This is a genomic window from Streptomyces sp. NPDC055506 (assembly GCF_053643595.1).
The window spans coordinates 1-17857 of record NZ_JBSHKH010000155.1 but is presented as its reverse complement, the minus strand read 5'-3'; the positions used below and the strand labels follow the sequence as shown (position 1 = coordinate 17857).

The window sequence follows — 17857 nt, the reverse complement described above, 5'->3', positions numbered from 1 at the left end:
GCGCCCCAGGTCGAATTCGCCCCGTCGGTGATCGAGTCGCCGATCGCCACGACGCTGCCCCGCAACCCGGTGCCGGGCCCCCAGTCACGTCCCCACTGTCACGCGGAGAAGGTCACTCGGTCGGCGCCCAGTAGTCCCGCAGCTCGGCCGTGCCCGGCTCCACGCTCTTCCACGAGCCGCTGAACGACAGGACGGCGAAGGCGGCGGCTGGGAACCCGCGGCGGTCCATCCGCTCGCGGGCGTCGTCCTCGGCGGAGCCCGCCAGGATGTCGGCGAGGCCCTGGACGCCCGGGTTGTGGCCGATCATGAGGACGTTCCGCACATCGTCGGGGGTCTCGTTGAGCAGGGCGATCAGTTCGCCCGGCGAGGCCTCGTAGATCCGCTCTTCGTATACGGTTTTCGGCCGATGCGGGAACTCATGGACGGCGAGCTTCCAGGTCTCCCGGGTCCGGACCGCGGTGGAGCACAGGGCCAGGTCGAAGGGGAGGCCGGTGTCGGCCAGCCTGCGCCCGGCCTCCGCCGCGTCTTTTCGGCCCCGGTCGGCGAGCGGGCGCTCGTGATCGGTCACCTGTGGCCAGTCGGCTTTCGCATGGCGGAAGAGGACAATCGTGCGGGGTTCTGCGACGCTCATGAGATCCAGCTTCGCATGAAACACGCCATCGGGCGCAGGGAGTTGACCACCGGCTTCGGCCGTGCTCAGCGGGCTGTCAGCTGCTGCAGTCGCTCGAAGAGGTGCGTGACCACGGGGTCACCGGTGGCCGCGTGGGCGCCGGACGGGTTCAGGATCAGGACGAGCAGCGCGGTGAAGAGAAGCGCCGGCAGGGCCAGGGCCCACCAGGGAAGCCGGCTGTCGGCGCCGGACCGGGTCGCCGGGTGGGGCGGGGTCTGCGTAGGGGCCGACATGGGTGCCTCCGCTCTTCGAGTGGCCGGTGGCCCCCGTCTCGCGGCCACACCTCGAAGTTACGGAATCCGCGGTAGCCAACCCATCCGGCGACCCACCCACTTGACCCTGACCCTCACCCCCTAGGGGACAGGGGGGCTAGCCCCACCATCGGCGGGGCCGGGGCCGGTCACGGCGAGGCGAGCGTCGCGATGACGGCGATGACGATGAAGATCGCGAAGAAGGCGCCGAACACGAGCAGCATCTTCTTCTGACCATGCTGGGGATTCGGATCGAGCACTGGCATGGGGCAAGTGTCGCACCCACCCCGAGTGCGGTACGCCCCGGGGTGAGCCGGCGCGAGGAGGCCGGTTCAGCGGTCCGCCTCGTCCTCCACCGTGCGGTCGCGGCCCGCCAGCCAGCCGACGACCATCTGCGGGATCATCAGGGCGCTCATCAGCGCGATCGGCAGGCCCCAGCCGCCGCTGTGCTGGTAGAGGACGCCCACCAGGAGCGGTCCCGGGATGGAGATGAGGTAGCCGGTGCTCTGCGCGAACGCCGACAGCTGGGCCACGCCCGGGCCGGTCCTGGCCCGCATGCCGACCATGGTGAGGGCGAGCGGGAAGGCGCAGTTCGCGACGCCGAGCAGCAGGGCCCAGGCCCAGGCGCCGCCGGCCGGCGCGAGATACAGCCCGGCGTAGCCGATCAGGCCGCAGACGCCCAGGGCCAGCACGATCGGGCCCTGGTGCGGCAGCCGCGTGGCCAGGCGGGGTATGACGAAGGCCAGGGGCACGCCCATCGCCATGGTGAGCGCCAGCAGCAGCCCGGCGGTGCCGGCGGGCACACCGGCGTCCCGGAAGATCTGCGCCATCCAGCCCATTGTGATGTAGGCGGCGGTGGCCTGGAGCCCGAAGAAGACGGCCAGCGCCCAGGCGGTACGGCTCCGGGTGATCCGCAGCCGCGGCGCCTCCGGGTCCCGCGTCGTCCCGTCGCCGTCGGCCCGCTGTCCCGGTCCGGATGCCGCCGGGCGCCGCCGTACGAACGGCAGCCACGGCAGGATCGCCGCGACGGCGAGCCCCGACCACAGGGCCAGGCCCGACTGCCAGCTTCCGCCCAGTGCGTCGGAGACGGGCACAGTGACCGCGGCCGCGAGGGACGTGCCCAGGGCGAGTCCCATGGAGTAGACGCCGGTCATGGAACCCACGCGGTCGGGGAACCACTGCTTGACGATGGCCGGCATCAGGACGTTGCTGACCGCGATACCCATGAGGGCGAGGGCACTGGCGGCCAGGAAGCCGGCCGTGCCGCCGGCGTACGGCCGGATCGCCAGGCCGGTGGCGATGGCGGCCATACCGGCGCACACCACGGCGCCCGCTCCGAAGCGGCGGGCGAGCCGCGGGGCCATGACGCCGAAGACGGCGAAGCACAGCGGCGGCACGGAGGTGAGCAGTCCGGCCACGCTGCCGCTCATGCCGAGCCCGTCGCGGACCTCCTCCAGGAGGGCGCCGAGGCTGGTGATGGCGGGCCGGAGGTTCAGGGCGGACAGCACGATGCCGAGGACGAGCAGCCGTGTCGTCCACGCGCGCGTGGACGGGCCGCCCGGTTTCCGGGCGTCGTGCGCGGCCGAGCTGCGAACGGTCGGGGGCGTCATCGTCCGGGTTTCCTCACTAGCCATGTGGCCCATCATAGAATCATGGGATGATTGACTGTCCAATCCGTCCACTCCTCGGCTGCCGTCCGGCGCCCCGGCCGTGCGAAGGTGAGCCATGCCTCTGAGCCATCCCCGTCGTTCGGCGCTCTCCGAACAGGTCATCGCCGCGCTGCGGGCCCAGATCACGTCGGGCGAGTGGCCGGTCGGCTCCCGCATCCCGACCGAGCCGGAACTGGTCGAGCAGCTCGGCGTCGCCCGCAACACGGTCCGTGAAGCCGTCCGCGCGCTCGCGCACAACGGCCTGCTGGACATCCGCCAGGGCTCCGGCACCTATGTCGTGGCGACCAGTGAGCTGGCCGGTGTGATGCAGCGGCGGTTCGCCGGCGCCGACCCCCGGCACATCGCCGAGCTGCGCTCCACGCTGGAGTCGTCCGCCGCCCGGCTGGCCGCCGAGCGGCGCACCGAGAAGGACCTGAAGCAGCTCGACGCGCTGTTGCTGCGGCGCGAGGAGGCCTGGGAGTCGGGTGACGCGGAGGCGTTCGTGACCGCGGACGCGACCTTCCACCTGGCCGTGGTCTCCGCCTCCCACAACGACGTGATGACCGCCATGTACGCCGACCTGGGCGAGGTGCTGCGGGACTGGCTGCGCGAGGACGTCGGCGAGAAGCTGACGCCGGAGACGTACATGGACCACGGGCGGCTGCTCGACGCGATCCGCGTGGGGGACGCGGACCGGGCGGGGACGGAGGCGGCCCGCTATCCGTTCCTGTGCCGTCTGGGCGGGATCAGCTCGCCCTCCGGTGGCTGACCCAGGCGCCGCCGACTTCCTTCCAGCAGCGTCCCTTGAGGCGCACGGTCTGCGCGGGCCCGGCCTCCACCGGGGAGCTGTCGGTGTCGATGTCCCACCAGCGGGCGCACTCGACGTGCAGGCTCACACGGTCGGTCTCCGGGTAGGGGTTGTGACAGTACGCGGTCACCCTGGAGTCGTCGACGCGGATCCGGCACGCGGCGCCGAAGGGGTCGGCCCGCTCCCGCTCGTCGCCGGCGGGCACGCGCGCGTGCGGCACCGCCTCGTACGCCAGGGCCAGCACGAGAGCGACGGCGACGGACAGTGAGGCCGTTCGGCGGGACAAGCGCACAAGGGGACCTCCTCGGCCGTGCTGGGGAGGGGACCGCGTGGTGAACGCGTACTCCAGAGTGCCCGGTCACGGGCCTCCCCCGCCCGGCCTGCTGGGCCGAACGGGTGACGCCCCGCTCCCCGCGCGCTGCGGGGAACGGGGCGTCGACGGCGTACGGGAGATCAGGCTCCGATGGCGTGCAGACCGCCGTCCACGTGGATGATCTCGCCCGTGGTCTTCGGGAACCAGTCGCTCAGCAGCGCGACGATGCCGCGGCCGGCGGGCTCGGGGTCCTTGAGGTCCCACTCGAGCGGCGAACGGTCGTCCCAGACGGCGGCCAGCTCGCCGAAGCCCGGGATGGACTTGGCGGCCATGGAGCCGATCGGACCGGCCGAGACCAGGTTGCAGCGGATGTTCTGCTTGCCCAGGTCACGGGCCATGTAGCGGCTGGTGGCCTCCAGGGCGGCCTTGGCCGGGCCCATCCAGTCGTACTGCGGCCAGGCGTACTGGGCGTCGAAGGTCAGACCGACGACGGAACCGCCGTTCTGCATCAGCGGCAGACAGGCCATGGTCAGCGACTTCAGGGAGTACGCCGAGACGTGCATGGCCGTGGCGACCGACTCGAACGGCGTGTTCAGGAAGTTGCCGCCGAGGGCGTCCTGCGGGGCGAAGCCGATGGAGTGCACGACGCCGTCGAGGCCGCCGAGCTCCTCGCCGACGATGTCGGCCAGACGCCCGAGGTGCTCGTCGTTCGTGACGTCGAGCTCGATGACCTTGGTGGGCTTGGGCAGCTTCCTGGCGATGCGCTCGGTCAGCGTGGGCCGCGGGAACGCCGTGAGGATGATCTCGGCACCCTGCTCCTGGGCCAGCTTGGCGGCATGGAAGGCGATGGAGGACTCCATCAGCACACCGGTGATCAGGACGCGCTTGCCCTCGAGAATTCCGCTCATGGTGATCAGTGACCCATTCCCAGTCCGCCGTCAACGGGGATGACGGCTCCAGTGATGTACGAGGCGTCGTCCGAGGCGAGGAACCGCACCGTCGCGGCGACCTCCTCCGGCTGGGCGTACCGGCCGAGCGGGATCTGCGCCACGATGCCCGTGCGCTGCTCGTCGGAGAGCACCTTGGTCATGTCGGTGTCGACGAAGCCGGGCGCGACGACGTTGAAGGTGAGGTTCCGCGAGCCCAGCTCACGGGCGAGGGAGCGTGCGAAGCCGACCAGGGCGGCCTTGGAGGCGGCGTAGTTGGCCTGGCCCGGGCCGCCGTACAGGCCGACGACCGAGGAGATCAGGACGACGCGGCCCTTCTTGGCCCGCAGCATGCCGCGGTTGGCGCGCTTGACCACCCGGAAGGTGCCGGTGAGGTTGGTGTCGATGACCGAGGTGAAGTCCTCCTCGGACATGCGCATCAGGAGCTGGTCCTTGGTGATGCCGGCGTTGGCGACGAGGACCTCGACTGGGCCGTGGTTCTCCTCGATCTCCTTGTAGGCCTGCTCCACCTGCTCGGGGTCGGTGATGTCGCACTTGACGGCCAGGCAGCCCAAATCCGTCAGGGCGGCGGGCGGCTCACCCGAGCGGTACGTGATGGCGACCTTGTCGCCGGCATCGGCGAAAGCGCGGGCGATGGCGAGGCCGATGCCCCGGTTGCCTCCGGTGACGAGAACCGAGCGGCTCAACGGATCACCCTTTCGATAGCGGTCTGATACGCCCGCCCGGGCGCCTGGACGACAGACGGCGATGACAGGCGGCTTCATCGAAAACCTATCGGTCCGGGCACGCCCGCGGACAATCGGGCACCGACAGTGGCGTACGGGACTCACTGTCGGGTCCCTACAGAAAGCCACGCACCCGGGGTACGGAAACTCGTGGCCCGCGCGCGGGATGGAGGACATGATCGGAGCAGTCACGTAGTACGGCAACCACGCTCACCTCGACAGAAAGAGACGGCGGTGCCTCATACCATCGACGAGGCCTTCACGGCCCTCCCCCTACGCCCCCTCGCCGACGCGGCCCTGGCACGCGCGCGTGCGCTCGGTGCCGAGCACGCGGACTTCCGGTTCGAGCGGGTGCGGGGCGCCTCCTGGCGGTTCCGGGACGCCAAGCCCGCCGGGTCGTCGGACACCACCGACCTCGGCTACGCGGTGCGCGTCGTGCACGGCGGGACGTGGGGTTTCGCCTCCGGTGTGGACCTCAGCCTGGACGCCGCCGCCAAGGTCGCCGGGCAGGCCGTGGCCATGGCCAAGCTGTCCGCCCAGGTGATCAAGGCGGCCGGGTCGGACGAGCGCGTGGAGCTGGCCGGTGAGCCGGTGCACGCCGAGAAGACGTGGGTCTCGTCGTACGAGATCGATCCGCTCACCGTGCCCGACGAGGAGAAGGCCGGGCTGATCGCGGACTGGAGCGCGCGGCTGCTGGCGGCCGACGGGGTCGACCATGTCGACGCCTCGCTGCTCACCGTCCACGAGAACAAGTTCTACGCCGACACCGCGGGCACGGTGACCACGCAGCAGCGGGTCCGGCTGCACCCGGTGTTCAACGCCGTGTCGGTGGACGAGTCGACCGGCGAGTTCGACTCGATGCGCACCCTCGCGCCGCCCGCGGGACGCGGCTGGGAGTACCTGCGGGGCACCGGCTGGGACTGGGAGGACGAGCTGGAGCGGATCCCGGAGCTGCTCGCCGAGAAGATGCGCGCGCCGAGCGTCGATCCGGGCCTGTACGACCTGGTCGTCGACCCGTCCAACCTGTGGCTGACCATCCACGAGTCCATCGGGCACGCCACCGAGCTGGACCGGGCGCTCGGCTACGAGGCCGCCTACGCGGGCACCTCGTTCGCCACGTTCGACCAGCTGGGCAAGTTGCGGTACGGCTCGGAGCTGATGAACGTCACCGGCGACCGCACCGCCGAGCACGGGCTAGCCACGATCGGGTACGACGACGAGGGTGTCGAGGGCCAGTCCTGGGACCTCGTCAAGGACGGCACGCTCGTCGGCTACCAGCTGGACCGGCGGATCGCGCGGCTGACCGGGTTCGAGCGCTCCAACGGCTGCGCCTACGCCGACTCCCCCGGGCACGTGCCCGTGCAGCGCATGGCAAACGTGTCGCTGAAGCCAGACCCCGCCGGGATGTCGACCGAGGATCTGATCGGGGGCGTGGAGCGGGGCATCTACGTCGTCGGCGACCGGTCCTGGTCGATCGACATGCAGCGCTACAACTTCCAGTTCACGGGTCAGCGCTTCTACCGGATCGAGAACGGGCGGCTCGCCGGGCAGCTGCGGGACGTGGCCTACCAGGCGACGACCACCGACTTCTGGGGCTCCATGTCCGCCGTCGGCGGTCCGGGGACCTACGTCCTGGGCGGCGCCTTCAACTGCGGCAAGGCCCAGCCGGGCCAGGTGGCGGCCGTGTCGCACGGCTGCCCGTCGGCCCTCTTCAAGGGCGTCAACATCCTCAACACCACGCAGGAGGCCGGTCGATGAGCGCGCGTTCCAGCAAGCCGCACGAGGTCGTCGAGCGCGCCCTCGAACTGTCCCGGGCGGACGGCTGTGTCGTCATCGCCGACGAGCAGTCCACCGCCAACCTGCGCTGGGCGGGCAACGCCCTGACCACCAACGGCGTCACGCGCGGGCGCACGCTCACCGTCGTCGCCACGGTCGACGGCAAGGAGGGCACGGCCTCGGGGGTCGTGTCACGGTCCGCCGTGACCGCCGACGAGCTGGAGCCCCTGGTGCGGGCAGCCGAGGCGGCCGCGCGCGGTGCCGGGCCCGCCGAGGACGCCCAGCCGCTGGTCACGGGCGTGGCCGCGAGCCCGGAGTTCACGGAGGCGCCCGTCGAGACCTCCTCCGCGGTGTTCGCCGACTTCGCGCCGGCGCTCGGCGAGGCCTTCGCACGCGCGCGTGCCGGCGGCCGGGAGCTGTACGGGTTCGCCAACCACGAACTGGTGTCGACGTACCTGGGCACCTCCACGGGGCTGCGGCTGCGGCACGACCAGCCGAACGGGACGCTGGAGCTGAACGCCAAGTCACCGGACCGGACCCGGTCCGCGTGGGCCGGGCGCTCCACCCGGGACTTCAAGGACGTCGACCCGGCGGCCCTGGACGCGGAGCTGGCCGTGCGCCTCGGGTGGGCCGAGCGGCGCGTGGAGCTGCCCGCGGGGCGGTACGAGACGCTGCTGCCGCCGTCGGCCGTGGCGGACCTGCTGATCTACCAGCTGTGGTCGGCGTCGGGCCGGGACGCGGTGGAGGGCCGCACGGTGTTCTCCAAGCCGGGCGGGGGCACGCGGGTCGGCGAGAAGCTGACCGATCTGCCGCTGACCCTGCGCGGCGACCCGAACGAGCCCGGCCTGGAGTCGGCGCCCTTCGTGATCGCGCACTCCTCCGGGGGCGACGAGTCGGTGTTCGACAACGGACTGCCGCTGGCGGCCACCGAGTGGATGCGCGAGGGAGAGCTGCGGCATCTGACGACCAGCCGCCACAGCGCGGGCCTGACCGGTCTGCCGGTGGCGCCGGGCATCGACAACGTGATCCTGGACGGGGGCGAGGACCGCTCCCTGGACGAGATGGTCGCCGCCACCGAGCGCGGGCTGCTGCTGACCTGCCTGTGGTACATCCGCGAGGTCGACCCGGCCTCGCTGCTGCTGACGGGCCTGACCCGGGACGGTGTCTACCTGGTCGAGAACGGCGAGGTGACCGGCGAGGTGAACAACTTCCGGTTCAACGAGACGCCGGTCGGTCTGCTGGGCCGGGTGACAGAGGCCGGGCGGACGGAGAAGACGCTGCCGAGGGAATGGAGCGACTGGTTCACCAGGGCCGCGATGCCGGCCCTGCGGGTGCCGGACTTCAATATGAGCTCTGTCAGCCAGGGCGTATAACCTCGTACCTGATTACGAGCCCAATCAATCGGGCCCGCTCCACACGGGCCCGCTCAAGGAGATACGAGAACCGTGACGGACATCGTCGACGAGCTGAAGTGGCGCGGGCTGTTCGCCCTGTCCACTGACGAGGACGCTTTGCGCAAGGCGCTCGCGGACGGTCCCGTCACGTTCTATTGCGGCTTCGACCCGACGGCGCCGTCGCTGCACGTGGGGCACCTGGTGCAGGTGCTCACCGTGCGGCGGCTCCAGCAGGCCGGTCACCGGCCGCTGGCGCTGGTCGGCGGTGCCACGGGCCTGATCGGCGACCCGCGTCCGACGGCGGAGCGCACGCTGAACGACCCGGAGACGGTGACCGGCTGGGTCGGCAAGCTGCGTTCCCAGATCGAGCCGTTCCTGACCTTCGAGGGCGAGAACGCGGCCGTCATGGTCAACAACCTCGACTGGACGGAGAACCTCTCCGCGATCGAGTTCCTGCGGGACATCGGCAAGCACTTCCGCGTCAACAAGATGCTGACCAAGGACTCCGTGGCCCGGCGCCTGGAGTCCTCCGAGGGCATCAGCTACACGGAGTTCAGCTACCAGCTCCTGCAGGGCATGGACTTCCTGCAGCTCTACCGGCGCTACGGCTGCACGCTCCAGCAGGGCGGCAGCGACCAGTGGGGAAACCTCACGGCGGGCCTGGACCTGATCCACCGCCTGGAGCCGGACGCCGCGGTGCACGCCCTGGCGACGCCGCTGATGACCAAGGCGGACGGCACCAAGTTCGGCAAGACCGAGGGCGGCGCCGTCTGGCTCGACCCGGAGATGACGACGCCGTACGCGTTCTACCAGTTCTGGCTGAACGTGGACGACCGGGACATCTCGAAGTACATGCGCATCCTGTCCTTCCGTTCCCGCGAGGAGCTGGAGGAGCTGGAGCGGCAGACCGAGGAGCGTCCCCAGGCCCGGGCCGCGCAGCGGGCGCTCGCCGAGGAGCTGACGACGCTGGTGCACGGCGCGGACCAGACGGCCGCCGTGATCGCCGCGTCCAAGGCCCTCTTCGGGCAGGGCGAGCTGGCGGAGCTGGACGAGAAGACGCTGGCCGCGGCCCTGTCGGAGGTGCCGCACATCCAGGTCTCCGAGCTGGGCCCGGTCGTCGACCTGTTCGCCGAGGTCGGCCTGGTGGCCAGCAAGTCGGCCGCGCGCCGCACGGTCAAGGAGGGCGGCGCCTACGTGAACAACGTCAAGGTCGCCGGCGAGGACGCGGTCCCCGCCAAGGAGGACCTGCTGCAGGGGCGCTGGCTGGTGCTGCGCCGGGGCAAGAAGAACCTGGCGGCGGTCGAGGTCACGAGCGGCTGAGCATGCGTGAGAAGGGGGTCGTCTCCGGTGCGGAGGCGGCTCCCTTCGCCGTGCGCCCCGCCGTCACGCCCGCTGTCTGTCTCCCCGTGCCGTCGTCCAGGCCTTGTCCCCGAGGCCGACGAGGATGATCGCCATGGCCAGCTGGAAGACATGCCGCCACCAGTCGATGCCCGATGTGGCGTCGACACCGGCCGACCGGGCGATGGCGTTGCCGGCGATGCCTCCGATGATGCCCAGGATGACGGTCAGCCACAGGGGCAGGTGCTGCTTGCCCGGAATGATCGCCTTGGCCAGCAGGCCGAGTACCAGTCCCACGATGATCGCCCACAACCAGCCCATCGCTGCCTCCTCGTACGGCTTGACGTGAGCTCTACGGCCAGTGTCGGCCCAGGTGCGGTACGCCGCATGCCGGGGAAGGCCGTACGCGCCACGGCGCACGCCCTTCGCCTCGGCCGGACGGGCCCCGGTCTCGTAGCGGGCGCAGCCGCGGCGTAACGTGGGAGCTGCCCTGGTCAGCTTCCCCGGCCGGCCCAGGGCGGCCACGGGGCGGGGAGAGTCCGATACGGGCGGATGGTGGAATGCGATGCGGAAGCAACACGGCGGCGGCAACGTCCAGGTTTTCCGGATCACCGGCGCCCGGACGGGACTTCAGGAGGACGTACGCGGGCGGCAGCGCCGGTACGTGATCTCGATGACGGTCCGCACGATCTCCGTGATCCTCGCGGCCACGTTGTGGAACGTCGAACGGCACGTCGCCATCGTGGCGTTGGTGCTCGGGCTGGTCCTGCCGTACATCGCGGTGGTGATCGCGAACGCCGGGCGCGAGAACGCGCCGTCTCTGCCGTCGACGTTCGTGGCGGCGCCGACGCGGCCGATGATCGCGCCGCCGGAGGCACAGGACGGTTCCGCGGAATCTGCCGCGGAAGATGCGGTGTCCGGGCAGGCGCCGGGTGCGAAGACCGATTCGCGGGAGCGGTAGGGGCGTCCGGGGGCGGTCACAAACGGAAGTCATCTTCCCGCCAAGCTCAAGAAAAGCTCAGATCAATCATGTTGTTCAGGTGCCGGGGTCGGGGTTACCCGTGACATACTTCGTACGCGCTCCGCATCCCCCGTCGGAGCGACGGACCGACGCCGGGCAGCTCCCCCCGTGGCTGCTCGGCGTCGCCTTTTCTGGTGAGAAGAAGCTGTGAGTGACGAGACGCCCATCTGTTCCGCGAAGGGTTGCCGCGTCGATGCGGTGTGGGTGCTTGCGTGGAACAACCCGAAGATCCATACGCCGGAGCGGCGCAAGACGTGGCTCGCGTGTGAGGAGCATCGCGAGCATTTGTCGCAGTTCCTCGGAGTGCGGGGGTTTTTGAAAGACGTGGTTCTTCTGAAGGAATGGGAAGCGAAGGACGTCTGACGTCATTCGGCTCGTGGGGGCTGATCGCGCAGTTCCCCACGCCCCTGAAGCCCTTAACCACCGATCGCTGACATCGGACGGTCCGGCTGTACGAATGTCGGGTCGTCCAGGCCCGCTCCCGCCTTCTTGCCCCACATCGCCAGGCGCCAGATGCGGGCGATCTCCTCGTCCGGGGCGTCGGAGCGGAGGGCGGCGCGGAGGTCTGTTTCCTCCTGGGCGAAGAGGCAGGTGCGTACCTGACCGTCGGCGGTGAGGCGGGTGCGGTCGCAGGCCGCGCAGAAGGGGCGGGTGACGGAGGCGATGACGCCGACCACATGCGGCCCGCCGTTCACCAGCCAGCGCTCCGCCGGGGCCGAGCCGCGCTTCTCCTCTCCCTCGGCGGTCAGCTCGAAGCGGGTGCGCAGGGAGGTCAGGATGTCGCCTGCCGTGATCATGCCGTCGCGCTTCCAGCCGTGCTGGGCGTCCAGGGGCATCTGCTCGATGAAGCGCAGCTCGTAGTCGTGCTCCACGGCCCAGGCGAGGAGGTCCGGGGCCTCGTCGTCGTTGAGACCCGGCATCAGGACCGAGTTGACCTTGACCGGGGTCAGGCCGGCGTCGCGGGCCGCGTGCAGGCCCTCGATGACGTCCTTGTGGCGGTCGCGGCGGGTGAGGGTCTTGAAGACGTCCGGGCGGAGCGTGTCGAGGGAGACGTTGACCCGGTCCAGGCCCGCCGCCTTCAGTGCGGCCGCCGTGCGCTTGAGGCCGATGCCGTTGGTGGTCAACGACATCTGGGGGCGCTTTTCCAGGGCCGCGACGCGCTCGACGATGCCGGCCAGGCCGGGGCGCAGCAGGGGCTCGCCGCCGGTGAAGCGGACCTCCTCGATACCGAGGGACGTGACCGCGATGTCGATCAGCCGGACGATCTCGTCGTCCGTGAGCAGATCCGGCTTGGCCAGCCACTGCAGGCCCTCCTCGGGCATGCAGTAGGTGCAGCGCAGATTGCACCGGTCGGTCAGCGAGACCCTCAGGTCGGTGGCCACTCGGCCGTAGGTGTCGATGAGCACGTGGGCCCCCTCCCTCGACGCGGATCGTGCCCGGAGCACTTCCTCTCCGACACCTGCGAGCCTACGTGACCGCACTGACAACTCCACAGACCCGATCCCACGACGTGGAGCGCGGCCGCTTCGGAGGGACCTGGGGGTTCCTACGACGCGGCCGCGCGAGGGGGTTGGTGCTCAGTGGGCGCCGGTGCCGGTCAGGGACCTGACCTCCAGCTCGGCGTACTTCTTGGCGTCCGGCTCCTCCTTGGACAGGACGGTGCCGAGCCAGCCCATGAGGAAGCCGAAGGGGATGGAGATGATGCCCGGGTTCTTCAGCGGGAACCAGGCGAAGTCCACCTCGGGGAACATCGCCTTGGGGTCGCCGGAGACGACGGGCGAGAACAGCACCAGCCCGACGGCGACGATCAGACCGCCGTAGATCGACCACAGGGCGCCCTGGGTGGTGAAGCGCTTCCAGAACAGGCTGTAGAGGATCGTCGGCAGGTTGGCGGAGGCCGCGACCGCGAAGGCGAGCGCGACCAGGCCGGCCACGTTCAGATCGCGGGCGAGGGCGCCGAGGCCGATGGAGACGACGCCGATGAAGACGGTCGCCCAGCGGGCCGCGCGGACCTCCTCGGCGCCGGACGCCTTCCCCTTGCGGATGACGTTGGCGTAGATGTCGTGCGCGAAGGACGACGACGAGGCGAGGGTGAGACCGGCGACGACGGCGAGGATCGTCGCGAAGGCGACCGCCGAGATCGTGGCGAGCAGGATCGCGCCCCAGGTCGAGTCGACACCGCCGAGGTGCAGGGCGAGCAGGGGCGCCGCCGTGTTGCCCGACGGGTTGGACGCGATGATCTCGTCCTGGGAGATCAGCGCGGCGGCGCCGAAGCCGAGGGCGATGGTCATCAGGTAGAAGCCGCCGATGATGCCGATCGCCCAGTTCACCGACTTACGGGCGGCCTTGGCGTCGGGCACCGTGTAGAAGCGGATCAGGATGTGCGGCAGGCCGGCCGTGCCGAGCACCAGGGCGATGCCCAGGGAGACGAAGTCCAGCTTGGAGGTGCCGGTCATGCCGTACTGGAGGCCGGGCTCCAGGAAGGCGGCGCCCTTGCCGCTGTTCTCGGCGGCCGTGCCGAGCAGGTCGGAGATGTTGAAGTTGAACTTCAGCAGCACCAGGAAGGTGATCAGGATGGTGCCGCCGATGAGCAGCACGGCCTTCACCATCTGGACCCAGGTGGTGCCCTTCATACCGCCGATGGAGACGTACACGATCATCAGGATGCCGACGAGGGCGACGATGAGGATCTTGCCCGCGTCGGAGGTGATGCCGAGCAGCAGCGAGACGAGGACGCCCGCACCGGCCATCTGGGCCAGCAGGTAGAAGATCGACACGACGATCGTGGAGGTACCGGCGGCGGTGCGGACCGGGCGCTGGCGCATCCGGTACGCGAGCACGTCGCCCATGGTGTAGCGGCCGGAGTTGCGCAGCGGCTCGGCCACCAGGAGGAGGGCGACCAGCCAGGCGACCAGGAAGCCGATGGAGTACAGGAAGCCGTCGTAGCCGAAGAGGGCGATCGCGCCCGCGATGCCCAGGAAGGACGCGGCCGACATGTAGTCGCCGGAGACGGCGAGGCCGTTCTGGAAGGCGCTGAACTGGCGGCCGCCCGCGTAGAAGTCGGCGGCGTCCTTGGTCTGGCGGCCGGCCCAGATGGTGATGCCGAGCGTGGCCAGGACGAACAGCGCGAACAGGGTGATGATCAGCGGCCGGTGCTCGCTGGCCTCGTTCGCGGCGAGCAGGGTCTGCTGTGCGGTGCTCATGCGCCGCCCTCCATCCGGGACTTGATGGCCTCGGCCTTGGGGTCGAGCTTCACGGCGGCGTGCCGCGAGTACCACCAGGCGATGAGGAACGTGGTGATGAACTGGGCGACGCCGAGGACGAAGGCGACGTTGATGTTGCCGAACAGCTTGGTGCCCATGAAGCCGCCCGCGTAGTTCGACAGCAGCACGTACAGCAGGTACCAGGCGATGAAGGCGACGGTCAGCGGAAAGGCGAAGGAGCGGTAGGAGCGGCGCAGTTCACCGAACTCCGCGCTCTCCTGCACCTCGGCGAACTCCTCGGGTGAGGGGAGTTTGTGTTGCTCTTTCGAGGGGGGCGGTGCATCGGTGGACACGGAGAGTCTCCTCGTGACGACGGAAGCGGTTTTCGACGGGGACGGAGGCGAGTGTCCTCGCGCTCCCTGCTCAACGTCACGGCGGCACGCGAGAACCGGTTCAACTGCCCGGCGTTCTTTCCGAAGTCGTTTCGACAAAACGTTGCTGGCCAGCGAGAGCGCGGGATAGCTTCGCCCTGCACCACCCCGTCATGTACCTGCCCGAGCACCACCTGTGCCTCGGGCCGGTTTCGTTTCCGGATGATGTGGAGACCCCATGTCTCAGCTGCGTTCCAGACGCCGGCTCGCCCTCGCCGTGCCCGTCGTGCTGTCGTTGACGGCCTCGCTGGGCTTCCTGCCGGCTGCCGCGTCGGCCGCCCCGCGCGCGGAGTCCGCCGCGCCCTCGGCGGACGCGCCGAAGCTGGCGTACGTCGTCAACACCAAGGTGGACCGTCGCACGATCGCGTCGGTGAAGAAGGCGATCGGCGCGGCCGGCGGCTCGGTCGTGACCACGTACGAGCGGATCGGCGTGATCGTCGTCCACTCCTCGAACCCCGACTTCGCCAAGACCGTGCGCAAGGCGCGCGGTGTCCAGTCGGCGGGTGCGACGCGGACGACGCCGCTGACCGCGGCGGGGACGAAGGAGGAGGGCGCGGCGCAGTATCTGACCGGCGCCCAGGCCGCGCGGGTCGAGGCCGCCTCGGCGAAGACGCCCGAGAGCGAGCCGCTCGAAGCCGACCAGTGGGATCTGCGGGCCATCGGCGCCGACAAGGCCGCGAAGATCAACCCGGGCAGCAGCAAGGTCACCGTCGCCGTGATCGACACCGGCGTCGACGACACGCACCCGGACATCGCCCCGAACTTCTCCGCGGCGCAGTCCGCCAACTGCGCCGGGGGCAAGCCCGACACCAGTGAGGGCGCCTGGCGGCCGTACACCCCCGAGGACTACCACGGCACGCATGTCGCCGGTGAGATAGCCGCCGCCCGCAACGGCATAGGCGTGGCGGGCGTCGCCCCCGGTGTGAAGGTCTCCAGCATCAACGTCACCGACCGGGCCAACGGCCTCTTCTACCCGGAGAGCGTCGTGTGCGCCTTCGTGTTCGCCGCCGACCACGGCGTCGAGATCACGAACAACAGCTATTACGTCGATCCCTGGCTGTACAACTGCATGGACGATCCGGACCAGCGGGCCATCGTCGACGCGGTCAACAGGGCGCAGCTGTACGCCCAGAAGAAGGGCACGCTCAACGTCGCCGCGGCGGGCAACTCCAACCACGACCTGGACTCGGACGCGATCGTCGACGACTCCAGCCCGGACGACTCCACCCCCGTCGAGCGCACCATCGACCCGCACGAGTGCTTCGACGTGCCGAACCAGCTGCCGGGTGTCGTCACGGTGAGCTCGACGGGCGTCAACAGCGTCAAGTCGTACTTCTCGACGTACGGCAAGGGCGTCGTCGACGTCGCGGCGCCGGGCGGTGACGGGCGCTACCAGATACCCGACACGCCCTCGAAGAACGGCCGCATCCTGTCCACGATGCCGGGCGGCACGTGGGGCTTCCTCCAGGGCACCTCGATGGCCTCCCCGCACGCCTCCGGTGTCGCCGCGCTGCTGAAGTCCAAGCACCCCAAGGCGTCTGCGGCCCAGCTCCAGGCGCTGCTGAAGGCGCAGGCCGACCGGACCGCCTGCCCCGAGTCCTACGACCAGGACGGCGACGGCACCCAGGACGCCACGTGCGAGGGCGGCAAGCGCCTCAACGGCTTCTACGGATACGGCATCGTCAACGCGCTGCGCGCGGTCAAGTGACCTGTGCATCCTGAGAGTTCACGCACCGTCAGCTCCGTCAGCTCGTACCGCGAACATTCTGGAGACACCATGACAGCGCCGCACGCGCGCTACCGCCGCGCCGTCGCGATCCCGGCCGGGATGGCCATGGCCACGGCCCTCGCGTTCCTGCCGAACACCACGGCCACGGCCGCCGACGACGCCCCCGCGGCGGTCTCGGCCGACGCGACCCCGCTCAGCTACGTGGTCAACGTCAAGCCGGGGCAGGGCACTTCGGCGTATGTGAAGAAGGCCGTCGGCAAGGCCGGGGGCACGATCGTGACGTCGTACGACCAGATAGGCGTCATCGTCGTCCACTCCTCGAACCCAGACTTCGCCAAGACCGTCCGCAAGGTGCGCGGCGTCCAGTCGGCCGGTGCCACCCGCACCAAGCCACTGCCCACGGCGACGACGGGCGACCTGGGCACGCCGAAGGCGCTGAGCGCGGCCGAGGTCGCCGAGGCCGAGGCCCCCGCCGGGCAGGACCCGCTCCAGCCCCAGCAGTGGGACCTGCCGGCCATCAAGGCGGACAGGGCGCACGAGAAGTCGCTGGGCAGCAAGAAGGTCACGGTCGCCGTGATCGACACGGGCGTCGACGACACGCACCCCGACATCGCGCCCAACTTCGACCGCAAGGCGTCGGTCAACTGTGTGTCGGGCAAGCCGGACACGGCCGACGGGGCCTGGCGGCCGAGCGCCGCGGAGAGCCCGCACGGCACCCATGTGGCGGGTGAGATCGCGGCCGCCAAGAACGGCGTCGGTATGACCGGTGTCGCGCCCGGGGTGAAGGTCTCCGGCATCAAGGTGTCCAACCCGGACGGCTTCTTCTACACGGAGGCCGTGGTGTGCGGCTTCGTGTGGGCGGCGGAGCACGGGGTCGACGTCACCAACAACAGCTATTACACCGACCCCTGGTACTTCAACTGCGGTGACGACCCGGACCAGAAGGCGCTCCTGGACGCGGTCGGCCGGGCCTCCCGGTACGCGGAGAAGAAGGGCGCGGTCAACGTCGCGGCGGCGGGCAACGAGAACTACGACCTCTCGGCCGACGAGATCACCGACCCGTCGTCCCCGAACGACACCACGCCCGGTGACCGCACCGTCGACCCCTCGGAGTGCCTCGACATCCCGACCCAGCTGCCGGGTGTCGTCACGGTCGCCTCGACGGGCGCGAAGGGCATCAAGTCGTCCTTCTCCAACTACGGGCTGGGCGTCGCCGACATCGCCGCCCCGGGCGGCGACTCGACCGCCTACCAGAAGCCGGAGGCGCCGGCCACGAGCGGGCTGATCCTCGGCACGCTGCCGGGCGGCAAGTGGGGCTACATGGCCGGCACGTCGATGGCGTCCCCGCATGTCGCGGGCGTCGCCGCCCTCATCAAGTCGACGCACCCGTACGCTTCCCCGGCCCTGGTGAAGGCCCTGCTGTACGCGGAGGCCGACGCCACGCCGTGCACGGACCCGTACGACATCGACGCCGACGGCAAGATCGACGCGGTGTGCGAGGGCTCCAAGAACCGCAACGGTTTCTACGGCTGGGGCATCGCGGACGCGCTGGACGCGGTGACCAAGTAGAGCTCGTGTGAAGGCGGTCCGGGCCGGGCGGGG

Annotated in this window: 19 protein-coding genes; 8 read left to right on the top strand and 11 right to left on the bottom strand. The window is 70.3% G+C overall.

Annotated elements, in window-relative coordinates; genetic code table 11:
* Window positions 1-112: 112 nt before the first annotated feature.
* The 4 genes from ACWIF2_RS35915 to ACWIF2_RS35900 all read right to left on the bottom strand — a co-directional run bounded on the left by ACWIF2_RS35915 (window position 113) and on the right by ACWIF2_RS35900 (window position 2567).
* Entirely contained in the window at window positions 113-631 is a 519-nt protein-coding gene (locus ACWIF2_RS35915; RefSeq protein WP_454365247.1) for a SixA phosphatase family protein, read from the bottom strand.
* A gap of 65 nt (window positions 632-696) precedes the next feature.
* Window positions 697-903 carry a hypothetical protein gene (locus tag ACWIF2_RS35910; protein WP_399020066.1) on the bottom strand — a complete coding sequence of 69 codons (207 nt, stop codon included), beginning with the start codon at window positions 901-903 and terminating at the stop codon, window positions 697-699.
* A 167-nt stretch (window positions 904-1070) separates the two neighbouring features.
* Entirely contained in the window at window positions 1071-1187 is a 117-nt protein-coding gene (locus ACWIF2_RS35905) for an SGM_5486 family transporter-associated protein (RefSeq protein ID WP_104779641.1), read from the bottom strand.
* A gap of 66 nt (window positions 1188-1253) precedes the next feature.
* A complete protein-coding gene (locus ACWIF2_RS35900; protein ID WP_454365245.1) occupies window positions 1254-2567 on the bottom strand; it encodes a CynX/NimT family MFS transporter in 1314 nt (437 codons plus the stop codon).
* 79 nt (window positions 2568-2646) lie between these two features.
* Between ACWIF2_RS35900 and ACWIF2_RS35895 the strand changes: the two genes are divergently transcribed.
* Window positions 2647-3339, top strand: coding sequence for a FadR/GntR family transcriptional regulator (locus ACWIF2_RS35895; RefSeq protein WP_454365243.1), 693 nt, complete (start codon window positions 2647-2649; stop codon window positions 3337-3339).
* Here ACWIF2_RS35895 and ACWIF2_RS35890 read toward each other — a convergent pair.
* The 3 genes from ACWIF2_RS35890 to fabG form a co-directional block, all read right to left on the bottom strand.
* Window positions 3317-3670 (bottom strand): hypothetical protein, encoded by a 354-nt coding sequence (locus ACWIF2_RS35890; RefSeq protein WP_454365241.1) that lies wholly within the window; start codon window positions 3668-3670, stop codon window positions 3317-3319. The genes ACWIF2_RS35895 and ACWIF2_RS35890 overlap by 23 nt on opposite strands.
* Before the next feature lie 161 nt (window positions 3671-3831).
* Window positions 3832-4599, bottom strand: a complete 768-nt coding sequence (gene fabI / locus ACWIF2_RS35885; protein WP_432959067.1) for an enoyl-ACP reductase FabI — start codon at window positions 4597-4599, stop codon at window positions 3832-3834.
* Between the two features lie 5 nt (window positions 4600-4604).
* Window positions 4605-5324, bottom strand: coding sequence for a 3-oxoacyl-[acyl-carrier-protein] reductase (fabG, locus tag ACWIF2_RS35880; protein ID WP_454365240.1), 720 nt, complete (start codon window positions 5322-5324; stop codon window positions 4605-4607).
* Window positions 5325-5597: 273 nt separating this feature from the next.
* On the opposite strand from fabG, the gene ACWIF2_RS35875 reads away from it, so the two are divergent.
* The 3 genes from ACWIF2_RS35875 to tyrS all read left to right on the top strand — a co-directional run bounded on the left by ACWIF2_RS35875 (window position 5598) and on the right by tyrS (window position 9853).
* Window positions 5598-7121 (top strand): TldD/PmbA family protein, encoded by a 1524-nt coding sequence (locus tag ACWIF2_RS35875; protein ID WP_454365238.1) that lies wholly within the window; start codon window positions 5598-5600, stop codon window positions 7119-7121.
* Entirely contained in the window at window positions 7118-8512 is a 1395-nt protein-coding gene (locus tag ACWIF2_RS35870) for a metallopeptidase TldD-related protein (protein WP_454365237.1), read from the top strand. Before ACWIF2_RS35875 ends, ACWIF2_RS35870 begins: the two co-directional genes overlap by 4 nt.
* Before the next feature lie 72 nt (window positions 8513-8584).
* Complete coding sequence (gene tyrS, locus ACWIF2_RS35865) at window positions 8585-9853, top strand: tyrosine--tRNA ligase (RefSeq protein WP_454365235.1); 1269 nt, start codon at window positions 8585-8587, stop codon at window positions 9851-9853.
* Window positions 9854-9916: 63 nt separating this feature from the next.
* Here the strand turns inward: tyrS and ACWIF2_RS35860 are convergent, their stop codons facing one another.
* Entirely contained in the window at window positions 9917-10192 is a 276-nt protein-coding gene (locus ACWIF2_RS35860) for a GlsB/YeaQ/YmgE family stress response membrane protein (protein WP_454365249.1), read from the bottom strand.
* 244 nt (window positions 10193-10436) lie between these two features.
* Here ACWIF2_RS35860 and ACWIF2_RS35855 point away from each other — a divergent pair, with 244 nt between their 5' ends.
* Both ACWIF2_RS35855 and ACWIF2_RS35850 read left to right on the top strand, forming a co-directional pair.
* Window positions 10437-10832 carry a DUF3099 domain-containing protein gene (locus ACWIF2_RS35855; RefSeq protein WP_454365233.1) on the top strand — a complete coding sequence of 132 codons (396 nt, stop codon included), beginning with the start codon at window positions 10437-10439 and terminating at the stop codon, window positions 10830-10832.
* Window positions 10833-11039: 207 nt separating this feature from the next.
* Complete coding sequence (locus ACWIF2_RS35850; RefSeq protein ID WP_454365231.1) at window positions 11040-11255, top strand: hypothetical protein; 216 nt, start codon at window positions 11040-11042, stop codon at window positions 11253-11255.
* Window positions 11256-11308: 53 nt separating this feature from the next.
* Here the strand turns inward: ACWIF2_RS35850 and moaA are convergent, their stop codons facing one another.
* The 3 genes from moaA to ACWIF2_RS35835 form a co-directional block, all read right to left on the bottom strand.
* Window positions 11309-12298 carry a GTP 3',8-cyclase MoaA gene (moaA, locus tag ACWIF2_RS35845; protein ID WP_454365230.1) on the bottom strand — a complete coding sequence of 330 codons (990 nt, stop codon included), beginning with the start codon at window positions 12296-12298 and terminating at the stop codon, window positions 11309-11311.
* A 171-nt stretch (window positions 12299-12469) separates the two neighbouring features.
* Entirely contained in the window at window positions 12470-14095 is a 1626-nt protein-coding gene (locus ACWIF2_RS35840; RefSeq protein ID WP_454365228.1) for a solute symporter family protein, read from the bottom strand.
* Window positions 14092-14448, bottom strand: coding sequence for a DUF485 domain-containing protein (locus ACWIF2_RS35835; RefSeq protein ID WP_454365226.1), 357 nt, complete (start codon window positions 14446-14448; stop codon window positions 14092-14094). Before ACWIF2_RS35835 ends, ACWIF2_RS35840 begins: the two co-directional genes overlap by 4 nt.
* Before the next feature lie 256 nt (window positions 14449-14704).
* On the opposite strand from ACWIF2_RS35835, the gene ACWIF2_RS35830 reads away from it, so the two are divergent.
* Both ACWIF2_RS35830 and ACWIF2_RS35825 read left to right on the top strand, forming a co-directional pair.
* Window positions 14705-16234 (top strand): S8 family serine peptidase, encoded by a 1530-nt coding sequence (locus ACWIF2_RS35830; RefSeq protein ID WP_454365224.1) that lies wholly within the window; start codon window positions 14705-14707, stop codon window positions 16232-16234.
* Window positions 16235-16303: 69 nt separating this feature from the next.
* Window positions 16304-17824: a S8 family peptidase gene (locus tag ACWIF2_RS35825; RefSeq protein WP_454365222.1), complete on the top strand. Its 1521-nt coding sequence runs from the start codon at window positions 16304-16306 to the stop codon at window positions 17822-17824.
* The last annotated feature ends 33 nt before the right edge of the window (window positions 17825-17857 follow it).